Raw genomic sequence first — 21923 nt, 5'->3', positions numbered from 1 at the left:
TCCGTCAATGCCGGACGTTCCCGGTAAAGAACATCTCATCAGTTCGAACGAGTGCTTTCAGCTCGAGGCGCTTCCCGACAGCATCGTTGTTATCGGCGCCGGCTATATCGGTATGGAGTTCGCCTCGATCTTCGCCGGACTCGGTGTCGCGGTGACCGTGCTCCATCGCGGCGAGCAGGTCTTGCGGGGCTTCGACATGGATTTGCGGGACGGCGTGGCCGAGGCTATGCGCGACCGGGGTGTCGATTTGCACATGAACGCAGATATCGCTGCTGCCGAGAAAGACGGGGGCGGCTACCGGGTGGCGCTGAAGGACGGCAGCTCGGTTTGTGCGTCTCTGGTGATGGCGGCCACTGGGCGTGCGCCCAACACGAAAGGGCTGGGCTTGGAAGACGCAGGTGTGGAGCTTGGCCGGAACGGCAACGTTGTCGTCGACGAATACTCCAAGTCCTCCGTCGACAGCATCTACGCGGCGGGTGACGTCAGCGACAGGGTTGCCCTGACGCCCGTGGCCATTCGCGAGGGGACGGCGTTCGTGGAGACGGTGTTCGAAGGCCGCCCCACGGTGATGGACTATACGTTCATTCCGACAGCGGTGTTTACCGAGCCGGAGATCGGCACCGTTGGGTTGACCGAGGAAGAGGCGCGGAAGAAGTACCGCGAAGTCGACATCTATAAGTCGAGCTTCCGGCCCATGCGTGCAACAATCAGCGGGCGTGACGAGACGGTGCTCATCAAGATCGTTGTCGACGCCGCAACCGAGAAGGTTCTCGGCGTTCATCTGCTCGGACCCGATGCGGCGGAGATTGCGCAGATGGCCGCAATTTCTCTGAAACTCGGCGTTACCAAGCCGCAACTCGATTCCACCATGGCGCTTCATCCAAGTATCGCCGAGGAACTTGTCACCATGCGGCAGAAATGGACGCCGCCAGAACCGATAAAGGGCTCCGATGCGGCGGCTTGACGACAAAATCGCGCTTGTAACGGGCGGTGGCGCCGGCATTGGCCGTGCCATCTGCGAGACGTTCGCGCGCGAGGGCGCGCATGTCGTAGTCGCCGATATCGACGGCGATGCGGCAAAGGAGACCGCCGACGCCATCGTCAAGGCGAACGGCGCGGCGAGCGCACAGACTGTCGACATCGCCGACACTGCGCAGGTGAAAGCCTTGATGGACGACATCAAGCAGACACATGGCCGGCTCGATGTGCTGGTCAACAATGCGGGCGTCGGGGCGCGGGCTGACTTCCGTCATCTGTCCGATGAGGATTGGGAGAAAGTATGGGCCGTCAATCTCGACGGCACCGTTCGTTGCGCGCGCGAGGCTTTCGATCTGATGCGCGCATCCGGCAAGGCGTCGGTGATCAATCTCTCATCCGTTATGTCAGCCAAACATACGCGGCAAATGGCGGTCTACTCGGCGACCAAGGGCGCGGTGTCGGCCCTATCGCGGAGTCTCGCCGTGGAGTACGCCCCCTACGGCATCCGCGTGAACACGCTGCTGCCAGGTTATGTGGAGACGGCCTTGATCGGGCGGTTTCTGTCCAATCCGATGATCGCCAAGGCGCTGCTTACGCAAACGCCGCTGCGGCGTTTCGGAAAACCTGAGGACATCGCCAACGCGGCGCTGTTCCTCGCCTCCGACGAGGCGGCCTATATTACCGGCGCCGCGCTCAACGTCGACGGCGGCATGCAGACGACGCTTTAGGCTTTCTCCGCAGGTGACATCTGGGTTTCCTCGACGAGTTCGTCGACCACGGCAATGAGCGCCGCATGCTCGGTGCCGCCCAGTGCCTTCGCCTCCTCGTAGCGGGCCAGCTGGCGGTCCGCACTCGTGCCACGTTGGAGTATCGTGCGCACATGGGCGATTTCGGCAGAGCAGTCGAAATGAGCCGCGTCCTCGGCCACGAGCTCGAAGAGCTCTTCCATGAGATCGGAGAATGGAACCACGGCGCCCTTGCCGAAGTCCACCATGCCTTTCTCGATACCGTAGCGCTGCGCGCGCCAACGGTTCTCGCGGATGAGAAAGGGCGGGTAGTGGCGCCAGCGCTTGTTCTCGCGGCGCAAGCGATAGAGAAGCCGCAGGATGCACAGATATAACGCGGCGATGGCGACCGCGTCATCGATCCGCGGGCAGACGTCGGTGATGCGCATCTCGAGCGTGGGGAAGCGCGCCGACGGGCGCATGTCCCACCATAGCTTCGATGCGTCCTCTATAAGGCCCGCGCTGACCAGAAGCTCGATAGTGCGTTCGTACTCGCTGTAGCTCGAAAACTTGTGGGGCAGGCCGGTACGCGGCAACTCGTCGAAGATCGAGAGGCGGTAGGACTTAAGACCAGTCTGCACGCCCTGCCAAAAAGGTGACGACGTCGAAAGTGCCAAGAGGTGCGGCAGGAAGTAGGGGGCCTGACCAAGAAGGTCGATCCGCAGATCATCGTCCTCGATCCCCACATGCACGTGCATGCCGCAAATCAGGAGACGGCGGCCCACATGCTGCAAGTCCCTGGCGATGACGTTGTAGCGCTCTTTGTCGGTGTGGTGCTGGCTTTCCCAGGAAGCGAACGGGTGGGTCGATGCGGCGATCGGCGCTAACCCGAATTCGCCGGAGATGGCACCGATGGTGGAGCGAAGTTCGACAAGCTGATCGCGCGCCTCTTGCACGGACCTGCACACATGCGTTCCGACTTCAATCTGCGAGCGCAGGAACTCAGGGCTCACCTGGCCGCGCAGCGCCTCTTCTGCCTTGGCAAGAAGCGCCGGCGGCTGCTCCGGTGCGAGGTCGCGCGTCTCCTTGTCGACAAGGAGATACTCCTCCTCGATGCCGATCGTGAATGTCGGTTCCGGAATCGCCATGGGTCACACTGTTGCACAATCGATGTGGCTGCGGGAGAGCCTAAGGCGTCAGACAATCCCTCTCAGCAGATGGCCGATGAAATAGGCGACGCTCGCCGCAAGCATGCCGATGGCGAGTGTCTCAAGACCGGCGAGCCACCATGACTTGGGGGACCAGCGGCTACGCACCGAGCCGATCGCGAAAAAGGTGACGCCGGCCATGACGGCAGACGGCAATTCCGGCGCGGTCATTCCGGCCACATAGGGAAGAAGAGGGACGCTGCCGCACAGCACGAATGCGCCGAAGGTATAGAGCGCCGCGTGGACGGGTGAGCGGGTCACGGCGGGCATGCCGTGCTCCTCCGCCATCATCATGTCGATCCACTGGTCGCGATGCTTGGTGATGACGTCGACGGCGGACTCCAGCGCCTCGCCCTTAAATCCCTTGGCCTGGAAGATCTGGCGGATCTCCTCGCGCTCGCCTTCGGGCGCGAGCTCGATATGGCGTTCCTCCATGTGGCGGAGTTGCTGATACTCGTCGTATTCCGCCTTGGTGCCCGTGTAGTTACCGGCCGCCATGGAGAAGCCGTCCGCCAAGAGATTGGCCAACCCAAGAACGATCACGACCGTGGCCGACAGCTCGGCGCCAACGACGCCCGCCATGATGGCGAAGGTGGTGACGGTGCCGTCGATGCCGCCATAGACCCAGTCGCGCAAATAGCTGACGCGGGGCCCGTGGCGGAGCCGTTTGGCGATCGCGCCGGGCGTGTGACTGTGCTCCAGCCGAGGCAGAATCTTTTTCCTTCCAATGGCCTTAAGGATTATGGGGCAAGCTTGGCTTGGGTCGGCAAAGGCCGCAAGGCCGCCTAGCCACAGTCATTTCAATCGCTTATATAGCGGGGACTTAAGTGGAGAGTTGAAGAATGTCATCGCGTTGGACCCCTGATAGCTGGCGGACGAAACCCATTGAGCAGGTTCCGGTTTACATGGACCCGGCCGCGCTCGCCGAGGTCGAGGACCAGCTTGCCTCGTTCCCGCCGCTCGTTTTTGCAGGCGAGGCGCGGGAGCTGAAGGCCAAGCTTGCCCGCGTCGCGCAAGGGGAGGGCTTTTTGCTCCAGGGCGGAGATTGCGCCGAGAGCTTTGCCGAGCACGGGCCGGACACAATCCGCGATTTCTTCCGCGTATTCCTGCAGATGGCGGTGGTGCTGACCTATGCCGGCGGATCGCCGGTGGTGAAGGTCGGCCGCATCGCCGGTCAGTTCGCTAAGCCGCGTTCGGCGCCGACCGAGACGCAAGACGGCATCGAGCTGCCGAGCTATCGCGGCGACATCATCAACGGCATTGATTTCACCGAGGAGTCCCGCTCGCCGGATCCGCAGCGCATGCACATGGGCTATCGCCAGGCGGCGGCGACGCTGAACCTGCTGCGCGCGTTCGCCCAAGGCGGCTACGCCAACCTGGAGCACGTGCATCAGTGGAATCTCGGCTTCGTCGCCGATAGCCCCGCCGGTCACCGCTACCAGGAGCTCTCCGATCATATCGCGGAGACGCTGCGCTTCATGCGTGCGATCGGGCTGACGCCGGAGAACACGTCGCAGCTTCGCTCGACGAGCCTTTATACGAGCCACGAGGCGTTGCTGCTCGGCTACGAGCAGGCATTGACGCGCGTCGATTCCACGTCAGGCGATTGGTACGCTACGTCGGGCCACTTTTTATGGGCGGGCGATCGCACGCGCCAGCTCGACCACGCGCATCTGGATTATCTGCGCGGCGTCAAGAATCCGATTGGCGTGAAGATCGGCCCGAGCATGACGCCGGATGAGTTGATAAAGATGATCGACCTTTTGAGCCCGCAGAACGAGCCGGGTCGGCTGACGCTGATTTGCCGCTTCGGCGCCGACAAGGTCGGCGATCACCTGCCGGCGCTGATCCGCGCAGTGGAACGCGAGGGCAAATCCGTGGTGTGGGCTTGCGATCCAATGCACGGCAACACGATCAAGGCGGCCAGCGGCTACAAGACGCGGCCCTTCGATCTGATCCTGAAAGAGGTCGAGGCCTTCTTCGACATTCACCGGAGCGAAGGCACGCATGCGGGCGGCCTGCACGTTGAAATGACCGGAAGCAACGTCACCGAATGCGTGGGTGGCGCCAAGGCGCTGACCGATGCGGATTTGTCGGACCGCTACCACACCCATTGCGATCCCCGGTTGAACGCCGATCAGTCGATCGAGCTTGCCTTTATCGTAGCCGAGCGCCTGCGGCGGGAGCGGGAAGAGCATCCGCAGCCCGAAATATCCATCGCGGCTGGCGAATAAGGTGGATGTCCGTCTGGCGGGCTTGCGCGCCCACCGCTAGGTTCGATCCATGACCGGCGACACCAGGACCTCATTCAAGCTTGCGTTTGCGCAGCTCAACCCGGTCGTGGGCGATATTGAGGGCAATCTCGATATGGCCCGCAAGGCGCGCGCGTCCTTGGGCAAGGCGGACGCCGACCTGATCGTGTTCACCGAGCTCTACCTCACGGGCTATCCGCTCGAGGACCTCGTGTTGAAGCCGGCTCTGCAGCTTGCAGCGCGGGAGGCGTGCCAGGCGTTGGCGCGCGAAACCGCGGACGGTGGCCCGGCGCTGCTCATGGGGCTTCCTTGGGGCGAGGGCGATGCGGTCTACAACGCCGTGGCGCTTCTTGCCGAGGGCCGCATCGAGGCGGTCCGTTACAAGGTGATCCTGCCGAACTACGGCGTATTCGACGAAAAGCGTGTCTTCGCGTCGGGGCCAATCCCGGCACCGATCGAATTCCGTGGCCTGTCTCTCGGCGTGCCGATCTGCGAGGACATCTGGACCGATGAGATTTGCCAGGCGCTGGTCGAGGCCGGCGCCGAAATACTCGTCGTGCCGAACGGGTCACCCTATTGGATGGGCAAGCAGGCGACTCGTTATGAGGTAGCTGAAACCCGCGTGGCGGAAACGCGCCGGCCGCTCGCTTATCTCAATCAGGTCGGCGGACAGGATGAGCTTGTCTTCGACGGCGGCTCGTTCGTGCTCAATGCCGATGGGGAGCTGGCCGTGCAGCTTCCGGCTTGGGAGGAGGCGCTTGTCGTCACCGAATGGCGCCGCGAGGATAGCGGCTGGCACTGTCTGACCGAACCGGTCGCGGCCGTGGAGGAAGGCGAGGCTGCCAACTATCTCGCCTGCGTCGTGGGGCTTCGCGACTATATCGACAAGAACGGTTTTCCGGGCGTTGTGCTCGGCCTTTCGGGTGGCATTGATTCTGCGCTTGTCGCGGTGATGGCGGTGGATGCGCTGGGCGCGGACCGCGTGCACTGCGTGATGCTGCCGTATGAATACACCAGCCAGGAAAGCTTGAGTGATGCGGAGACCATCGCGAAGGCGCTCCACGTACGCTACGACATCTTGCCGATCCATGAGGGTGTGGATGGTTTGAGCAAATGCCTGGAAGATGTGTTGAAAGGCGCGCCGGGTGACTTCACGTTGGAGAATCTTCAGTCGCGTACGCGTGGCACGCTGCTCATGGCGATCTCCAACAAGCTCGGTCCACTCGTGCTGACCACAGGCAATAAATCAGAAGTGTCCGTGGGATACGCAACGCTCTATGGCGACATGAATGGCGGCTTCAACCCGCTGAAGGATCTCTACAAGGGGCAAGTCTACGCGCTGTCGCGCTATCGCAACGTGCATCGGCCCAAAGGGTGTCTTGGGCCGGACGGCTTGATCATTCCGGAAAGCGTGCTGACCAAGGATCCGTCCGCCGAGCTAAAGCCGGGGCAGCGCGATGTGGATAGTTTGCCGCCATATCCTGTTCTCGACGACATCCTCAATTGCTTGGTTGAGCAGGAGATGCCGGTGCCTGAGATCATCGCGCGCGGGCATGCGCCGGAGATCGTGAAGAAGGTCGAGAAGATGCTCTATCTCGCCGAGTACAAACGGCGCCAGGCCGCGCCCGGCGTGAAGATCACCGAAAGAAACTTCGGCCGCGACCGGCGCTATCCCATCACCAACAAATTCCGCGAGCGGACTTGAGATGACCGTGACCGTCCGTTTTGCGCCGAGCCCGACGGGGCGGCTCCATGCAGGAAATATCCGCACGGCGCTAATCAACTATCTGTTCGCCCGCAAAGCAGGCGGGAACTTCATATTGCGTTTGGACGACACGGATAAGGAGCGCTCGACGGAAGCGTTCGCACGCGGCATTGAGGAGGACGTGTCCTGGCTCGGCATTGAATGGGCGCAGCTCGTCCACCAGTCGGATCGCCTCGCGCGTTACGAAGCAGCCGTCGAAAGGCTCAAGGAGATGGGGCGGCTCTATCCGGCTTACGAGACACCGGAGGAGTTGGAGTTAAAGCGCAAGCGGCAGCTCGCGCGCGGCAAGCCGCCGGTCTACGACCGCGCCGCGTTGAAGTTCTCGGACGAGGACAAGGCGAAGCTTGAGCAGGAAGGCCGCAAACCTCATTGGCGTTTCAAATTGGAGCCGGGCGACGTGAGGTGGAACGACCTGGTGCGCGGCGAGCAGCATGTGGACGCGAGCTCACTGTCGGACCCGGTGCTGATCCGCGCCGATGGCACTTATCTCTACACGCTGCCGAGCGTGGTGGATGACATTGATCTCGGCGTGACCCACGTCATTCGTGGCGAAGATCACGTGGCCAACACGGCGCCGCAAATCCAGCTCTTCGAGGCGTTTGGGGCGACGCCTCCCGCTTTTGGCCATCACAATCTTCTGGTGGGCGCCAACGGGCAGGCGCTGTCGAAGCGGGATCGTTCACTCGCAATCGAAGGGATGCGGGCCGACGGGATCGAGCCGCTCGCGGTCACCAGCTACGCGGCCACGGTCGGGACGTCCGACCCGGTCGCGCCCCATGCCAGTCTCGATGAGCTGGCGGCGGCTTTCGACTTCGCCAAGCTGTCGCGGGCGCCCGCGCGCTTCGATCCCCGGGACTTACGGCTTCTGAATGCGAAGCTGCTGCATATGCTTCCCTTTGGGATCGTGGCGGAGCGCCTTGAGGCGATGGGCATCTCAGGCGGAGAGCCGTTCTGGGAGGCAGTAGGCGGCAATCTCGAAGTGCTTTCGGACGCCAAGACATGGTGGGCCGTCGTGGCCGGGCCGCTCGACCCTGTTATCGAAGATGCCGGCTTCTGCGCCGCCGCCGCGGACCTGCTGCCGCCCGAGCCCTGGGACGAGGCGACTTGGGGTGCTTGGACTGCCGCTGTGAAGGCGAAGACGGGCGCCAAGGGCAAGGCGCTGTTCCAGCCATTGCGCCTCGCGCTCACGGGCCAAAGCCACGGGCCGGAACTCAAGGTTCTGTTGCCACTGATCGGCGAGGGCCGCGCGCGGGCGCGGCTCGAAAACAAAATAGCCTAGGAGAAGACGCTTAGGGCGACCGCTTGATGACGGAGGATTGGCCGTCGGCAGGCGCTGGAGCGGCCGGCGCCTGTTGTTGGGCCACCGGCGGCGGCGCTGGCGGTGCGGCCAGCGCTGCAGGCTGTCCGGGTGTTGCCGGACCGCCGACGTCGAGATTGAGCTTCGGCATTTCGTCCGGCGAAAGGGCAGGCTGGGCGGGCGCCGCAGCAGCGTTGGCCTGGGTCGCCGGAGCTGGGGCTTGGGCCTTCTTGTTGGCAGCCTCGATCTCGGTCGGGTTGTATTCAGCCTGCTTGCAGGAACAGCCTTTGACGAATTCCTTGCGGTACCGCAGCGCCACCGGCAAATCCATATAGGCCGAGCCGCTCAAGGAGATGGCCTGCTCGATCTCCTGTCCCGGGTTCCGGTAGACGTAGAGTTCGGCGGGTGCCGCGCAGCTCGCTTGGCACTTTTTGGCGTCTTGTTGGACCCGGCTGCCATAGGTCGAGTAGCTGACCGGGTAGTAGAAGCCGTCGCATAGGCGCACGCAGACCGATCGGTAGCGGCCGTTCGGATTGATGCTGCGGTAGATCGGCGTCTGGTATTCCTGACGCGGGCCGCCAAAGAAATCGAAAAGACCGCCGCCACCAGTGTCTGGGGCGCCGCTACAGCCATTGCGCCTTAGGGCCTGTTGGAGCTCGGCCTGGCGCCGCCGGTTGCCGCCGCCCCGCTGTAAGGAATTGCGCTGCTGCTGGAGCCGGGCGAGCTGCCGCCGGGCATCTTCAACGCGGTTGTTCATCCTGAGGCATTTTGGGGTGCGCTTCAGGGCGCGGCCGAAAATGAACATCCGTTCGTAGCAGCCCGCGCTATCCATGGTGGCTTTGGTGCTTTGGTAGATGCGGTCCTGCTCGGCGATTTGCTGGTCGAGCATGCCGAGCTCGGGGGCGTTCGCCCCGCCGCCGCGGGCTGCGGAGAGCTCCTGTTGGAGCTGCATGCAGCGGATGTCCTGTTCGGTCTGCGCCAGGCCAGCACCGGGGGCGGCCAGAAAACCTAAAGCGAGTGCGAGCGCTGTGGGACGAACAAGCATCCGCACAGACGTCACGACAACGCGCCGAAATTGGCGATGATCGCTCACGATGGTTTTTTTCCGTTCCCCGGGAAGCCTCTAAGCCATTATGCTAGCTTAAAATCCCGGGTCAATGAGGCATCAATAAGATGGTTTGCTTGACGATTTGGCGGTTTCCCGCCATAAGCGGCCCATGAAGACGCACCCGCAACCGAACCTTATCATTTCCGGCTGCATTATTCTGGGCTAGCAAAACAAGCTCGCTCGGGTCGTTCTTCCTTTAACTATCACAGTCACTCCAACGAACATCCGGCGGGCCCAAGCCGAAGGGGCTTGTCAGTGTCGCTTACGCTTTACAATACGCTCTCCCGCGAGAAGGAGCCTTTCGAGCCCCTCGATCGGGCCAAGGTGCGCATCTATGTGTGCGGGCCCACGGTCTATGATTACGCCCATATCGGCAACGCGCGGCCCGTCATCGTCTTCGATGTCCTGTTCCGCTTGCTGCGGCACCTCTACGGGCCCGAGCATGTCACCTATGTACGCAACATCACGGACGTGGACGACAAGATCAATGCGCGGGCGGCGCAGGAATATCCCGACCTGCCACTGAACGAGGGCATTCGCAAGGTCACGGAGAAGACCGAGGCGCAGTTTCACGCGGACATGCATGCGCTCGGGTCTCTCGACCCGACCGTGCAGCCGCGGGCCACGGAGCATATCGAAGAGATGCGGGCGATGATCGACCGCCTCATTGCGAACGGCAGCGCTTACGTAGCCGAGGATCACGTGTTGTTCCACGTGGCCTCGATGTCCGACTACGGCAAACTGTCAGGGCGCTCGCTCGATGAGATGCTGGCCGGCGCGCGGGTTGAAGTGGCGCCGTTCAAGAAGGATCCGATGGACTTCGTGTTGTGGAAACCGTCGAAGCCGGGCGATCCGGCCTGGCCATCGCCGGGCGGGATCGAGACGCCCGGGCGGCCGGGCTGGCATATCGAGTGTTCCGCCATGTCCGCGGCGCATCTGGGCAAAGTGTTCGATATCCATGGCGGTGGGATCGATCTCGTGTTTCCGCATCATGAGAACGAGATTGCGCAGTCGCGCTGCGCCCATGGGACCGAGGCCATGGCGCGGCTATGGATGCATAACGGATTTCTCCAGGTGGAAGGCGAGAAGATGTCGAAGTCCCTCGGCAACTTCGTCACCGTGCATGATCTCTTGGAGACAAATGAGTTTGGCGGAAGCAGATGGCCCGGAGAAGCAATCCGGTTTGCGATGCTCAAGACACATTACCGGCAGCCGCTCGACTGGACGTTCGCCGGTCTCGACGAGGCCCATAAGATATTGTGGGACTGGTATGGCGACACGGACGGTGCTGCGCCCGCGCCAAACGTGCCTGCGACAATCGTCGAGGCGCTCGCCGAAGACTTGAACACGCCGAAGGCCATCGCCGCGCTGCATAAGCTGCATCGCGCCGGCCATTTTGAGGAGTTGCGTGCAGCGCTTGAGTTCCTCGGTTTCTCCGGCGAGCGCGCCAAGATCGAGCGGGTCAAGCAAGACGGTGCGGGGCCGGGCGCCGATACGGGCGAGGTCGACGCGCTCATTGCCGCGCGACTTGCCGCGCGGCAAGCGAAGGATTTCAAGGAAGCCGACCGCATTCGCGATGAGCTTCAAGCGATGGGTATCGTTCTGAAAGACGCCAAGGACCCAGAGACGGGCGAGCTCAAGACGACGTGGGAGGTGGCGCGATGAGCGCGTCCGCCAACCCCGAGCTTGCGCTCCGGCCCATGTTGCCGGACGAGGCGCCGCGGCTTGCCGAGATTTTCCGCGCGAGCATTCTGGAGCTGACGGGTGATGACTACACCGAAGAGCAGCAAGAGGCCTGGGCGGCCGCGGCCGACAAAGAGGCGTTGTTCGCCAAGCGGCTCGCCGACGAGGTGACCATCGTGGCGACCATGGGTGGCGCGCCGGTGGGTTTCGCCTCACTGGAGTGCAAAGACAAGATCGACTTCTTTTACGTGCACCCGGCTGCCGTCGAGCGTGGTGCCGGTGCCATGCTGGCCGATGCATTGGAAAAGCTGGCTGCGGCGCGCGGCGCTGAAGCCTTGAGTGTCGATGCGAGCGAGACGGCCTACGGCTTCTTCACCAAGCGGGGCTATGCTGCCCAGCAGCGCAATAGCGTCCAGCGCGGTGACGAATGGCTGTCGAACACGACGATGAAAAAGATGCTTGGCGCCCAGGAGACCGCACAATGAAATCGTTTCTTGGTGATGCGCCCTTCAAGGGATCGCGACAGGTTTATTTCGCGATCAAACTTCTCGTGCTTGTGCTGGCCGTGGTGCTCGCCTTGCACTTTCTCTTTGGCGTAGTGTGAGCAATGGCCCGCGAAACTCTTTCTCTTTACGATACGACCTTAAGGGACGGCGCCCAGACGCACGGTGTCGACTTCTCGCTTGAGGATAAGCTGCTGATTGCCGAGCAGCTCGACGGGCTTGGCATCGACTATGTCGAGGCCGGCTATCCCGGCGCGAACCCGACCGACACGAAGCTGTTCTCGGAGAAGCGCGGGCTTGGCACCAAGGTCACCGCGTTCGGCATGACCAAGCGGCCCGGCCGGTCGCTTGCCAACGATCCGGGCTTTCAGGCGCTGCTTGGGGCGCACGCTGATGCCATCTGCCTCGTGGGCAAGACCTGGGACTTTCACGTGGACGTCGCACTTGGCATCACGCTTGAGGAAAATTTGGCGGCAATCAAGGAGTCCGTGGCCGCGGTCGTCGACAGTGGGCGCGAGGCGTTGTTCGACTGCGAGCACTTTTTCGACGGTTACAAGGCCAATCCGGACTATGCGCTTAGCTGCGCGCGGACCGCATACGAGGCCGGCGCACGCTGGGTCGTGCTGTGCGACACCAATGGCGGCACCTTACCGGAAGAGGTCGAGGAGATTGTCACTGAAGTTGTGCAGCAAATCCCCGGCGATCATGTCGGCATTCACGTGCACAACGACACAGACAACGGCGTTGCGAACTCGCTTGCCGCGGTGCGGGCCGGCGCGCGGCAGATCCAAGGCACGCTGAACGGTCTTGGTGAGCGGTGCGGCAACGCCAACCTGACGTCGATCATCCCGACACTTCTGCTCAAGTCCGGCTACGCCGAGCGATACGAGACGAAGGTCACGCCCGAAAGTCTAAGAACGCTGACCCATGCCTCGCGCGTTCTCGATGAGATGCTGAATCGCGCGCCTGACCGGCATTCGCCCTATGTTGGCGCGGCGGCTTTCGCACATAAGGGCGGCATCCATGTTTCTGCCGTGCAGAAGGATCCGCGCACCTACGAGCATGTGACGCCGGATACTGTTGGCAATGTACGCAAGCTCCTGGTTTCGGACCAAGGCGGCCGTTCCAACATCCTCGCGCAGCTCGATCGTATTGGCATCGACGTGAAGAAGGACGACCCCCGCATTGGGCGCCTCCTCGAAGAGGTGAAGGCGCGGGAGGCAGTGGGCTACGCCTACGAGTCGGCCGAGGCTTCGTTCGAGATTCTCGCCCGGCGCATGCTCGGCAACGTCCCGCAATTCTTCGACGTGGACGCCTTCCGCGTCATGGTGGAGCGCCGCCACAACGCCTTGGGCGAGTTGGTCACGATCTCCGAAGCGACGGTGAAGGCGCGTGTCGACGGCGAGACAGTGATGTCGGTGGGCGAGGGCAACGGCCCGGTGAATGCGCTCGACAATGCACTGCGGAAGGATTTGGGTCCCTATCAGCGCTATATCGATGATCTGGAACTTATCGACTACAAGGTCCGTATTCTTACGGGCGGAACTGACGCTGTGACGCGCGTCCTCATCGAAAGCCGCGACGGGGAAGGGCGGCGCTGGTTCACCGTGGGCGTTTCGCCCAATATCGTGGATGCGTCCTTCGAGGCGCTGCTCGATTCCATCAGCTACAAGCTGATCCGTGACGGCGCGCCGGCGCCATAGCCGGCCTTAAGTCAGAACTTCGCGATGGTTTCTTTGTCTGCGCGGGGCGCGGCTGGCGAGTCCTCCAGGGCGCGCCGAATGACGGGCAGAACGTCTTCGGCGCTATCGGCCACGGTCATTTTGAGCTCGAAGCCGGTGCGGATGAAATCGTGCCCCAGCATCTTGTCGAACAATTCGAGCAGCGGATCCCAGAAGCCGTGGACATTCACGAGCACGATGGGCTTTTGGTGCCGGCCGAGCTGAGTCCAGGTGAGCTGCTCGACGAACTCTTCCAGTGTGCCAAGGCCGCCCGGGAGCGCGACGAAGGCGTCCGACTTATCGAACATGAGATGTTTGCGCTGGTGCATATCGTCCACGACGACCAGCTCATGCACGTCGGTCAGCAGGTGTTCGCGGTCACGCAGGAAGTGGGGCATGACGCCGGTGACGTGACCGCCATGGTCGAGAACTGAGCGGGCCACGATTCCCATCAGGCCGAGATCGCCGCCGCCATAGACGAGGCCCACGTCCGCCGCGGCGAGACTTTTGCCAAGCGCGTGCGCGGCCTCGGCGAAAGCGGGGTTTTGCCCCGCGCCCGACCCGCAGTACACGCAAACCGTTCGGAGCGTTGGCTTGGCATTGTTCATGGCTTCATCTGCCATTGGCCTTCCGCAGTCGTCAAGCAACTGTGATCGACCGAACCTGTTGGCAGGATAGGGAGCGATCCGATAGGGTCCGGCCAATGCCAGCGCTTTGCTGGCACTGGAGAAGCAAGCTTGAGGAAATGACCGAGATGATTGGTAGCAAGTTCATCGCGTGGACGCTTGGGGCCTGCCTAACCTTTGCCCTGACCTTTGGCCTAGCTCTTGGCTTGCCGCATGCCGGCGTCGCTGAAGAGCCCAAGGCGGACGTCGTCGGCGAAGCGTCGTCGCCTTCGCCGAAATCGCCGATACGGGTGAAGATCGTCGACTATGCGAAGGCCGAAGAGGGGCCGGGCACTTTGAAGCTTTCCGGCACCGCAATCGCCGGCAGCAAGGTTTTTATCTACGTGGATGACAAGCCCTTCGCCGACGTGGTGGTGGGCGACGGCGACGGCGCGTGGAGTGTCGAGGACAAGGTTCCGCTCGATGATGGCGTGCATGGCGTTCGTGTCGAGCAGTTCGACAAGAAGACCAACCAGCTGGCCGGGCGGGCGATGTTTAGCATGACGCTGAGGCCGCCAACGCCCCAAGAGCTGACCGCGCCGCCTGTCGGCAGGCAATAGTCCGGGGAGCGCGCCTCGACGAACCGGCTTGGCGCGGGCGTCTCGGGGCGATATCTTAGCGCGTGGAGGGGCGGCGAGGTTAACGCTGCCCTTTTTGCTGCGCGTCTAGCGCGCTGATAGAAAAGACCTTTCATGCAAGACCGCCTGCCGCAATCGACAAGCGATGTCGTGCTTTCCGCGCGCGCCGGTCAGCTCGCCGTGCTGCGCGAGCTGCTCCCGTATGTCTGGCCCAAGGGCCGGCGGGACCTGCACCTGCGCGTGATCCTTGCTTTCGTGGCGCTGGTCCTCGCCAAGGTCGTCACCTTGGCGGTGCCGATCGCCTACAAGAACGCGGTCGATTATCTCACCGGGGAGTCGTCGACTGGCGCGACGGAAGGCGCGAGCGTCCTTGGGCTCGCCATCGTTCCGGCCATGCTGATTATCGCTTATGGCGTGGGCCGCATCCTCATGGTGCTGTTCGCGCAGGCCCGCGACATGATCTTCACGGTGGTCTCGCAGAACGCAGTGCGCCGGCTCGCCAACCGGACCTTCCGTCACCTGCACGCCCTGTCTTTGCGCTTTCACCTTGAGCGGCGCACCGGCGGGCTAAACCGTGTCATCGAACGCGGGGTGACGGGCGTCGAGACAGTGATGCGCATTGCCGTGCTGAACTCGATCCCGACTGCCGTCGAGCTGGTCATGATCGCCGGTCTTGTGGCCTGGTATTTCGGCTGGCTCTATGTCGCGGTTATGTTCGCCACCGTTGCGGTCTTTGTGTGGTTCACCTTTCTCGCTACGGAGAAGCGTATCGCCATTCGCCGCGACATGAACGAAAGCGACACCGAGGCGCACTCCAAGGCCGTGGACAGCCTGCTCAACTTCGAGACCGTCAAATATTTCGGTAACGAGGAGCTGGAGGCGCGCCGCTTCGATGCGTCCATGGCGCGCTACGAGAACGCCGCCGTGCGCACCTACACGACGCTCGGTGTGTTGAACTCGGGCCAAGCGGTCATCTTCACCATTGGCATGGTGGCATGCATGCTTCTCGCGGCGCGCGACGTCATGCAAGGGGCGTTGACCGTAGGCGACTTCGTCATGATCAACGCCATTCTCATTCAACTCTTCATGCCGCTGAATTTCATGGGCATGGTCTACCGCGAGATCAAGCAAGGGTTGATCGACATGGAGACCATGTTTGCTCTCTTGCACGAACCGGCGGAGATCGTGGACCCTCCGGACGCGAAGCCGCTTAAGGTGACAAACGGTGTCGTGATGTTCGACAACGTCTCCTTTGCCTACGAAGCGGGCCGTCCGATCCTCAAAGACGTGAACTTCGAAGTGCCCGCGGGCAAGATGGTTGCCATTGTGGGAGCGTCCGGTGCGGGCAAGTCCACCGTCTCGCGGCTTCTGTTCCGCTTCTATGAGCCCACCACGGGCAAGATCATGATCGACGGCCAGAACATTGCGGACGTGACCCAAGCCTCGCTGCGCGCGGCGATCGGCATGGTTCCCCAGGACACGGTGCTGTTCAACGATACGATCGAGTACAACATCCGCTACGGCAAGCCGGACGCGACGCCCGCAGAGGTGCGTGAGGCGGCGCGTCTCGCGCAGATCTACGATTTCATCATGACGTTGCCGCAAGGCTACGATGCGCTGGTCGGCGAGAGGGGCTTGAAGCTCTCCGGCGGCGAGAAGCAACGCGTGGCCATCGCCCGCACGATTTTGAAGTCGCCGCCGATCCTGATGCTGGACGAGGCGACCTCGGCGCTTGACAGTCACACTGAAAAGGAAATCCAAAATGCGCTGGAGAGCGTGGCGCGAGACCGCACGAGTTTGGTGATTGCGCACCGGCTGTCCACCGTGGTCCATGCCGACAACATCATCGTGCTTGAGCGTGGCGCGATCGTGGAGCAGGGCACGCATCTTGAGCTTCTCGCCGCAGGTGGGCTCTATGCTAGCCTGTGGGCACGCCAGCGCGAGGCCGACGAAGCACGTGAACGGTTGGCGCATGTCCTTGAAGATGAGGAGGATATCCACGAACCGCGCGTGACAGATCCATTGGAAGACGAGGCGTTAGCCTCCTCGACGTGATTCTACGATCAATCTAGGGACATCATGAACGACCAGCACAATCTGCTTGATACGATCACGAACGCGTTCGTGCCCATCCACCGCGACGGCTACAAATTCGTCGCCGGGGCCGCCATCGCCACGCTGCTTCTCTTCTTGGTGGCGCCGCCGCTTGGTTGGATTGCCGCGTTGCTTACGGCGGCATGCGCCTATTTCTTCCGCGATCCGGACCGGGTAACGCCCGACCGGCCGGGGCTGATTGTCAGCGCTGCCGACGGCAAGGTCTCGGCCGTCGTCGAGGACGTTCCGGCGCCGCGCGAGTTGGCCTTGGGCACCGAGCGGTTGATGCGCATCTCCGTGTTTCTTTCCGTGTTCGACGTGCACGTCATCCGCGCGCCCGTGGGCGGCAAGGTAATTCACAGCGCTTATGTGCCTGGCGCGTTCCTCAACGCGGAGCTCGACAAGGCGAGCGAGGAGAATGAGCGGCAGGCGCTTGTCATCGAGACCAAGTCGGGCGCCAAGATCGGCGTGGTGCTGATCGCGGGGCTAGTAGCCCGGCGCATCGTGACATTCGTGAGCGAGGAGACTAGCCTGGAGGCAGGCGAGCGCATCGGGCTAATCCGCTTCGGTAGCCGGGTTGACCTCTATCTGCCGCCCGATGTCGAGCTTCTCAGCGAGGTCGGCCAGACGGCAATCTGTGGCGAGACGGTGCTCGCAGCACTCGTTGGCGAATTGCGGGAAAAGGCTTAGCCGAGCATGTTTCCTCCTTTCGATCCGGAACGGGACGACCGCAAACGGCGGCAGCGTGTCTTTGCCCGCGGTCAGGTGCCCGTCCGTGTGCTCATTCCCAACATCTTTACATTGGTGGGACTGTGCGCCGGGCTCACGGCAATCCGCATGGGCATCGAACATCGCTGGGACCTTGCGGTGGCGGCGCTCGTGTTCGCAGCGTTTCTTGATGGGATCGACGGCCACGTTGCACGGCTCTTAAAGGCGTCGTCGCGCTTTGGTGCGGAACTGGACAGTCTTGCCGACTTTGTGAATTTCGGCGTGGCCCCCGCCATCATCATGTTCAGTTGGGCGCTGGAGGATTTGCGCAGCCTGGGCTGGGTTGCGGTACTCGTCTTTGCGGTGTGCTCGGCGCTGCGGCTCGCCCGCTTCAATGTGTCGCTGGATCGGACCGATTTGCCCGCCTGGAAGAACGCGTTCTTTGTCGGGGTGCCGGCTCCGGCGGGTGCGATCATTCTGCTTCTGCCGATTTATGCCCAGAATCTCGGGTTGCACTGGCCCAGTCTCACACCGCTCGTCCTGGTCTATACACTGGCAATCGCGCTTCTGATGGTCAGCAATGTGCCGACTTTTTCGATCAAGATGATCGGCCAGAAAATCCCCAGGGAGTACGTCCCGCCGGTTTTCGTGCTTGCCGCGCTTTTCATTGCGCTGCTTTTGACTTATCCCTCCCTCACTCTTGCCGTTGGGTCCGTGGCCTATCTTGCCCTGATCCCGGTCAGCGCCTACCGGTATCTCGCCGCGAAGCGTAAGGCCGAGGAACATACCAAGGCCCAGAACGGGAAATCACAGAGCGGGAAGGGCGCCGCAACGACGAAGTCGCTCGGCGAGGAATCGCGACCGTCAAATTAGAGTACAACGTGATGAAGCAGCGACTTTCGACATACCTCCGGCAGCTTGAAGCGGAGAGCATCTACATCTTGCGCGAGACCGTCGCCGAGTTTCAGAACCCGGTGATGATGTATTCCATCGGCAAGGACTCTTCGGTCTTGCTGCATCTCGCCATGAAGGCGTTCTATCCGGCCAAGCCGCCGTTTCCGCTGCTGCACGTGGACACCACGTGGAAGTTCCGCGAGATGATCGAATTCCGCGATCGTGAGGCGAAGCGGCTCGGTATCGATCTGACGGTGCACATCAATCAAGACGGCGTGCGCGACGGGATCTCACCCATCACCCATGGTAGCGCGTTGCACACGGACGTCATGAAGACCGAGGCGCTGAAGCAGGCGTTCAATAAGTATGGTTTCGATGCAGCTTTCGGCGGCGCGCGCCGCGATGAAGAGAAGTCGCGAGCCAAGGAGCGCGTCTACTCCTTCCGCAACGCCGCGCATAACTGGGACCCGAAACGCCAGCGGCCGGAGCTTTGGCGTTTGGCCAACACACAAGTCAAACCCGGCGAGAGCGTGCGGGTGTTTCCGCTGTCCAATTGGACCGAACTCGACGTGTGGACCTACATCTATCTCGAAGACATTCCCGTCGTGCCGCTCTACTTTGCCAAGGAGCGGCCGGTGGTCGAGCGAGATGGCGCGCTGATCATGGTCGACGACGAGCGGCTGCCGATTGATGCGGATGAGACGCCTGAAATGAAGAAGGTGCGTTTCCGCACATTGGGCTGTTATCCGCTCACCGGCGCAATCGAGTCCGATGCGACGACGCTGCCGGAAGTCATCGAAGAGCTGATCGTCGCGCGTCACTCCGAACGACAGGGGCGTGTGATCGACCACGATCAGGCCGGATCGATGGAGAAGAAGAAGCAGGAGGGCTACTTCTGATGGCGCGTTTGAGTGTTGTCGGCGGCGCGGACGAAAGCGCCACAGATCGGCTCGCTGCGAGGATTGTCGCCGATGAGAATCGTGGGCTGTTGCGTTTTCTGACCTGCGGCAGCGTGGACGACGGCAAGAGCACGCTGATTGGCCGACTGCTTTACGATTCCGCGCTCGTGTTTGAGGATCAGCTGCAAAGCGTGGAGCGTGACTCCAAGCGCTCCAATGCCGCCCATGGCGGCGAGATCGACCTATCGCTCCTGGTCGACGGGCTTCAGGCCGAGCGCGAACAGGGCATCACGATCGACGTGGCGTATCGCTATTTCTCTACGCCTCGCCGGAAGTTCATCGTGGCGGACACGCCGGGTCATGTGCAGTACACGCGGAACATGGCCACGGGCGCATCGAATTGCGATTTCGGCGTGCTGCTGGTCGATGCGCGTCAGGGTGTGCTCACGCAAACGCGGCGCCATGCCTGTATCTTGTCGCTGCTCGGCATCAAGAAGGTTGCCGTCGCGGTCAACAAGATGGATCTGATCGACTTCGACCAGGAGCGATTTGATGCCATTGCCGACGACTTCGCCACGTTCGCGGAGCCTTTGGGATTTGACCTCATAACCCCGATCCCGGTGTCGGCGCTGAAGGGCGACAATGTCGCGAGCCCTAGCGAACATATGCATTGGTATCACGGGCCGACTCTCCTCGGGCATCTTGAGACCGTGGATGTCAGCCACAAGGAAACCAGCGGGCCGTTCCGGTTCCCCGTGCAGTGGGTGAACCGGCCGCATCTCGACTTTCGCGGCTATGCGGGGACGGTGGCCAGCGGCAGCGTGAAGCCAGGCGACGAGGTTGTCGTTCACCCGTCGGGCATTTGCGCGCATATCGGCCGCATCGTGACGGCCGATGGTGATCTTGAGGAAGCGCAGGAGGGGGATGCGGTCACGCTGACATTCGCCGAGGAGGTCGATGTCAGCCGCGGGGAGGTGCTTTCAGCGCCCGAGGGCCCCCCGGCAGTCGCCGATCAAATCGCAGCAAGGGTGATCTGGTTCGACGAGGAGGCCATGCTTCCAGGCCGGACGTACATGATCCGCTGCGGCGGTCAGACCGCCACTGCGACGGTTTCGGCGCTGAAATACAAGCTGAACGTCGACAATCTCGACCATGTCGCCGGAAAGACGTTGGAGATGAACGAGGTTGGCTTGTGCAATCTCAGCATGACGAAGCCGTTGGTGTTCGATCCTTATGCGGATAACGCGGAGACCGGGAGCTTCATCCTGATCGACCGCTTCACAAATGCCACCGTCGCGGCAGGCATGATCGAGTTCGGCCTTGACCGCGCGACCAACGTGCAGTGGCAGGAACTCTTCGTCGACAAGGGTGCACGCTCTGCGCTGAAAGGTCAGAAGCCCTGCGTGCTGTGGTTCACCGGCTTGTCAGGCTCGGGCAAGTCGACAATTGCCAATACGCTGGAGAAGCGCCTTCATGCGTTGGGTCGCCACACCTATATGCTGGATGGCGACAACGTACGTCACGGGCTCAACAAGGATCTCGGCTTCACCGACGCCGATCGTGTCGAGAACATTCGTCGCGTGGCTGAAGCGGCGCGGTTGTTTGTCGATGCCGGGTTGATTGTCATGGTCTCGTTCATCTCTCCGTTCCGCTCGGAACGGCGCATGGCGCGGGAACTCTTCGGCGATGGCGAGTTCGTTGAGGTCTTCGTCGATACGCCGCTTGCGGTGTGCGAAGAGCGCGATCCCAAAGGCCTCTACAGCAAGGCGCGGGCCGGCCTGATCCGCAACTTCACGGGCATCGATTCCAGCTACGAGGCGCCCCAGCAGCCGGAACTGGCGCTCGAGACGACGGACACCACGCCTGAGGGACTCGCTGAGTTGGTGTTGACCGAGCTCAAGCGCCGGCACGTTGTCTAGCGAATGTGCGCAGGCGCTGCGCGGCGCCGGCATGACCTTCCTGCGCTGCATGTGCGTACCAAGCCTGCGCAGTGTCCATGTCACCGTCGATGTTGCCTAGGCCGGCCTTGTCGAGGACTTCCTGGTCATAGGTGAGGGCCAGCTCGTAGGCCGCATCGGCGTCTCCCCGTTCAGCGAGATCCGTGAGTAGTCGCCGTGCCGGCAGGACTTTGCCTCGGCCGACGAGGACCCGCGCCCGCGCGTGCAAGCCTTCTAGTTCGCGAGGCTCTTGAGTCCGGCTCTCTTGGGAAGGTGCGACGGGCGAATCACGGCCGTTATCTGCGGTGAAGGTTTGGGCGCGCGGATCGACGCGCAAGATGAGGCGCCGCCGGGCCTGCGGTCCGTTCTCGGTGCCAAGGAGATAGGCCTCCGTAGGAAAGTCTCCGCTCGCGGTTTTGCCGAGTGTTAGCGTCAGTCCCGCCACGTCTTCTCCCTTCACCATCCACGTACCGGGTCCGGTGCGGCGCCCGGCGGACAGGGCCGCATCGTTCGGGAGGCCGCGCAGGAGCAGATAGCGCGCCGAGCCGATGGGCAGGAGGGAGCCGAGCGCCAAGGCACGTTCAGGGAGAGCAAGGACTACGCGCGCATCGGGGTCGGTGATGCCAATGGACGGGTTGCGTGTTTGCGACTTGGTGCGGATCACAAGCGGCGCGCTCTTCGCGGCCAAGTTGGCATGCTCTTGCGATGCAATGTCCTCGCGGGGATCCGCAGCCGAGTCGGTCATGCTGGACAAGAGGATGAGTCCCCCCAAAGTCAGAATGAGTGCGGCAATGACAGAGCAGGCAACCACAAGGCTCGCTTGGCGTTGCCGTTGGTGAAACGCTTGGACCACTTTCTGAAGTTGCTGCTGCACCGCGTAGTCGAGCATGTCTTCCCCTTCCGATTCG

The 21923-nt window shown here is 62.3% G+C and carries 19 protein-coding genes and 1 pseudogene; 15 read left to right on the top strand and 5 right to left on the bottom strand.

Annotated features, from left to right (window positions below):
* Positions 1–964 (top strand): FAD-dependent oxidoreductase (locus tag ABY454_RS08910; protein WP_372929947.1); only part of this gene is annotated, 964 nt, incomplete at its 5' end.
* Entirely contained in the window at positions 951–1706 is a 756-nt protein-coding gene (locus tag ABY454_RS08905) for an SDR family NAD(P)-dependent oxidoreductase (protein ID WP_372929945.1), read from the top strand. The genes ABY454_RS08910 and ABY454_RS08905, both read left to right, overlap by 14 nt.
* Here the strand turns inward: ABY454_RS08905 and ABY454_RS08900 are convergent.
* Positions 1703–2851, bottom strand: a complete 1149-nt coding sequence (locus tag ABY454_RS08900; RefSeq protein WP_372929943.1) for a carboxylate-amine ligase — start codon at positions 2849–2851, stop codon at positions 1703–1705. The genes ABY454_RS08905 and ABY454_RS08900 overlap by 4 nt on opposite strands.
* 48 nt (positions 2852–2899) lie before the next feature.
* Entirely contained in the window at positions 2900–3547 is a 648-nt protein-coding gene (locus ABY454_RS08895) for a VIT1/CCC1 transporter family protein (protein ID WP_372929942.1), read from the bottom strand.
* A 206-nt stretch (positions 3548–3753) separates the two neighbouring features.
* On the opposite strand from ABY454_RS08895, the gene ABY454_RS08890 reads away from it, so the two are divergent.
* The 3 genes from ABY454_RS08890 to gltX are packed head-to-tail and all read left to right on the top strand — an operon-like array spanning position 3754 to position 8207.
* The gene (locus ABY454_RS08890) at positions 3754–5145 is read left to right on the top strand and encodes a class II 3-deoxy-7-phosphoheptulonate synthase (protein ID WP_372929940.1); all 1392 of its coding nucleotides are present in this window, start codon (positions 3754–3756) and stop codon (positions 5143–5145) included.
* A gap of 49 nt (positions 5146–5194) precedes the next feature.
* Entirely contained in the window at positions 5195–6868 is a 1674-nt protein-coding gene (locus ABY454_RS08885; protein WP_372929938.1) for an NAD+ synthase, read from the top strand.
* 1 nt (position 6869) lies between these two features.
* The gene (gltX, locus tag ABY454_RS08880; RefSeq protein ID WP_372929937.1) at positions 6870–8207 is read left to right on the top strand and encodes a glutamate--tRNA ligase; all 1338 of its coding nucleotides are present in this window, start codon (positions 6870–6872) and stop codon (positions 8205–8207) included.
* A gap of 10 nt (positions 8208–8217) precedes the next feature.
* Here the strand turns inward: gltX and ABY454_RS08875 are convergent, their stop codons facing one another.
* Complete coding sequence (locus tag ABY454_RS08875) at positions 8218–9318, bottom strand: DUF2865 domain-containing protein (protein ID WP_372929936.1); 1101 nt, start codon at positions 9316–9318, stop codon at positions 8218–8220.
* 270 nt (positions 9319–9588) lie between these two features.
* Between ABY454_RS08875 and cysS the strand changes: the two genes are divergently transcribed.
* From cysS to cimA, 4 genes are read left to right on the top strand one after another with little or no spacing between them, the layout of a single operon-like run.
* Entirely contained in the window at positions 9589–10998 is a 1410-nt protein-coding gene (gene cysS, locus ABY454_RS08870) for a cysteine--tRNA ligase (RefSeq protein ID WP_372929934.1), read from the top strand.
* The gene (locus tag ABY454_RS08865) at positions 10995–11501 is read left to right on the top strand and encodes an N-acetyltransferase family protein (RefSeq protein WP_372929933.1); all 507 of its coding nucleotides are present in this window, start codon (positions 10995–10997) and stop codon (positions 11499–11501) included. Before cysS ends, ABY454_RS08865 begins: the two co-directional genes overlap by 4 nt.
* Positions 11498–11620 carry a hypothetical protein gene (locus tag ABY454_RS08860; protein WP_372929931.1) on the top strand — a complete coding sequence of 41 codons (123 nt, stop codon included), beginning with the start codon at positions 11498–11500 and terminating at the stop codon, positions 11618–11620. Before ABY454_RS08865 ends, ABY454_RS08860 begins: the two co-directional genes overlap by 4 nt.
* A gap of 3 nt (positions 11621–11623) precedes the next feature.
* Positions 11624–13222: a citramalate synthase gene (cimA, locus tag ABY454_RS08855; protein WP_372929930.1), complete on the top strand. Its 1599-nt coding sequence runs from the start codon at positions 11624–11626 to the stop codon at positions 13220–13222.
* Between the two features lie 11 nt (positions 13223–13233).
* On the opposite strand, the gene ABY454_RS08850 is transcribed toward cimA, so the two are convergent.
* Complete coding sequence (locus tag ABY454_RS08850) at positions 13234–13863, bottom strand: TIGR00730 family Rossman fold protein (protein WP_372929928.1); 630 nt, start codon at positions 13861–13863, stop codon at positions 13234–13236.
* 122 nt (positions 13864–13985) lie between these two features.
* On the opposite strand from ABY454_RS08850, the gene ABY454_RS08845 reads away from it, so the two are divergent.
* The 6 genes from ABY454_RS08845 (at position 13986) to cysN (ending at position 20997) form a co-directional block, all read left to right on the top strand.
* Positions 13986–14465: a hypothetical protein gene (locus ABY454_RS08845; protein WP_372929926.1), complete on the top strand. Its 480-nt coding sequence runs from the start codon at positions 13986–13988 to the stop codon at positions 14463–14465.
* Positions 14466–14597: 132 nt separating this feature from the next.
* Complete coding sequence (locus tag ABY454_RS08840) at positions 14598–16538, top strand: ABC transporter ATP-binding protein/permease (protein ID WP_372929924.1); 1941 nt, start codon at positions 14598–14600, stop codon at positions 16536–16538.
* Positions 16539–16562: 24 nt separating this feature from the next.
* Positions 16563–17267, top strand: a complete 705-nt coding sequence (locus ABY454_RS08835) for a phosphatidylserine decarboxylase (protein WP_372929923.1) — start codon at positions 16563–16565, stop codon at positions 17265–17267.
* An 87-nt stretch (positions 17268–17354) separates the two neighbouring features.
* Positions 17355–18158, top strand: a complete 804-nt coding sequence (pssA, locus tag ABY454_RS08830) for a CDP-diacylglycerol--serine O-phosphatidyltransferase (protein ID WP_372929922.1) — start codon at positions 17355–17357, stop codon at positions 18156–18158.
* An 11-nt stretch (positions 18159–18169) separates the two neighbouring features.
* Complete coding sequence (cysD, locus tag ABY454_RS08825) at positions 18170–19078, top strand: sulfate adenylyltransferase subunit CysD (RefSeq protein ID WP_372929920.1); 909 nt, start codon at positions 18170–18172, stop codon at positions 19076–19078.
* A complete protein-coding gene (gene cysN, locus ABY454_RS08820; RefSeq protein WP_372929919.1) occupies positions 19078–20997 on the top strand; it encodes a sulfate adenylyltransferase subunit CysN in 1920 nt (639 codons plus the stop codon). Before cysD ends, cysN begins: the two co-directional genes overlap by 1 nt.
* Here the strand turns inward: cysN and ABY454_RS08815 are convergent.
* A pseudogene (locus ABY454_RS08815) lies at positions 20975–21923 on the bottom strand (hypothetical protein); the annotation flags it as partial. The gene cysN and the pseudogene ABY454_RS08815 overlap by 23 nt on opposite strands.

Source organism: Methyloceanibacter sp. (assembly GCF_041573655.1).
GTDB lineage: Bacteria > Pseudomonadota > Alphaproteobacteria > Rhizobiales > Methyloligellaceae > Methyloceanibacter.
This window is presented reverse-complemented; position numbering and strand designations above follow the sequence as displayed.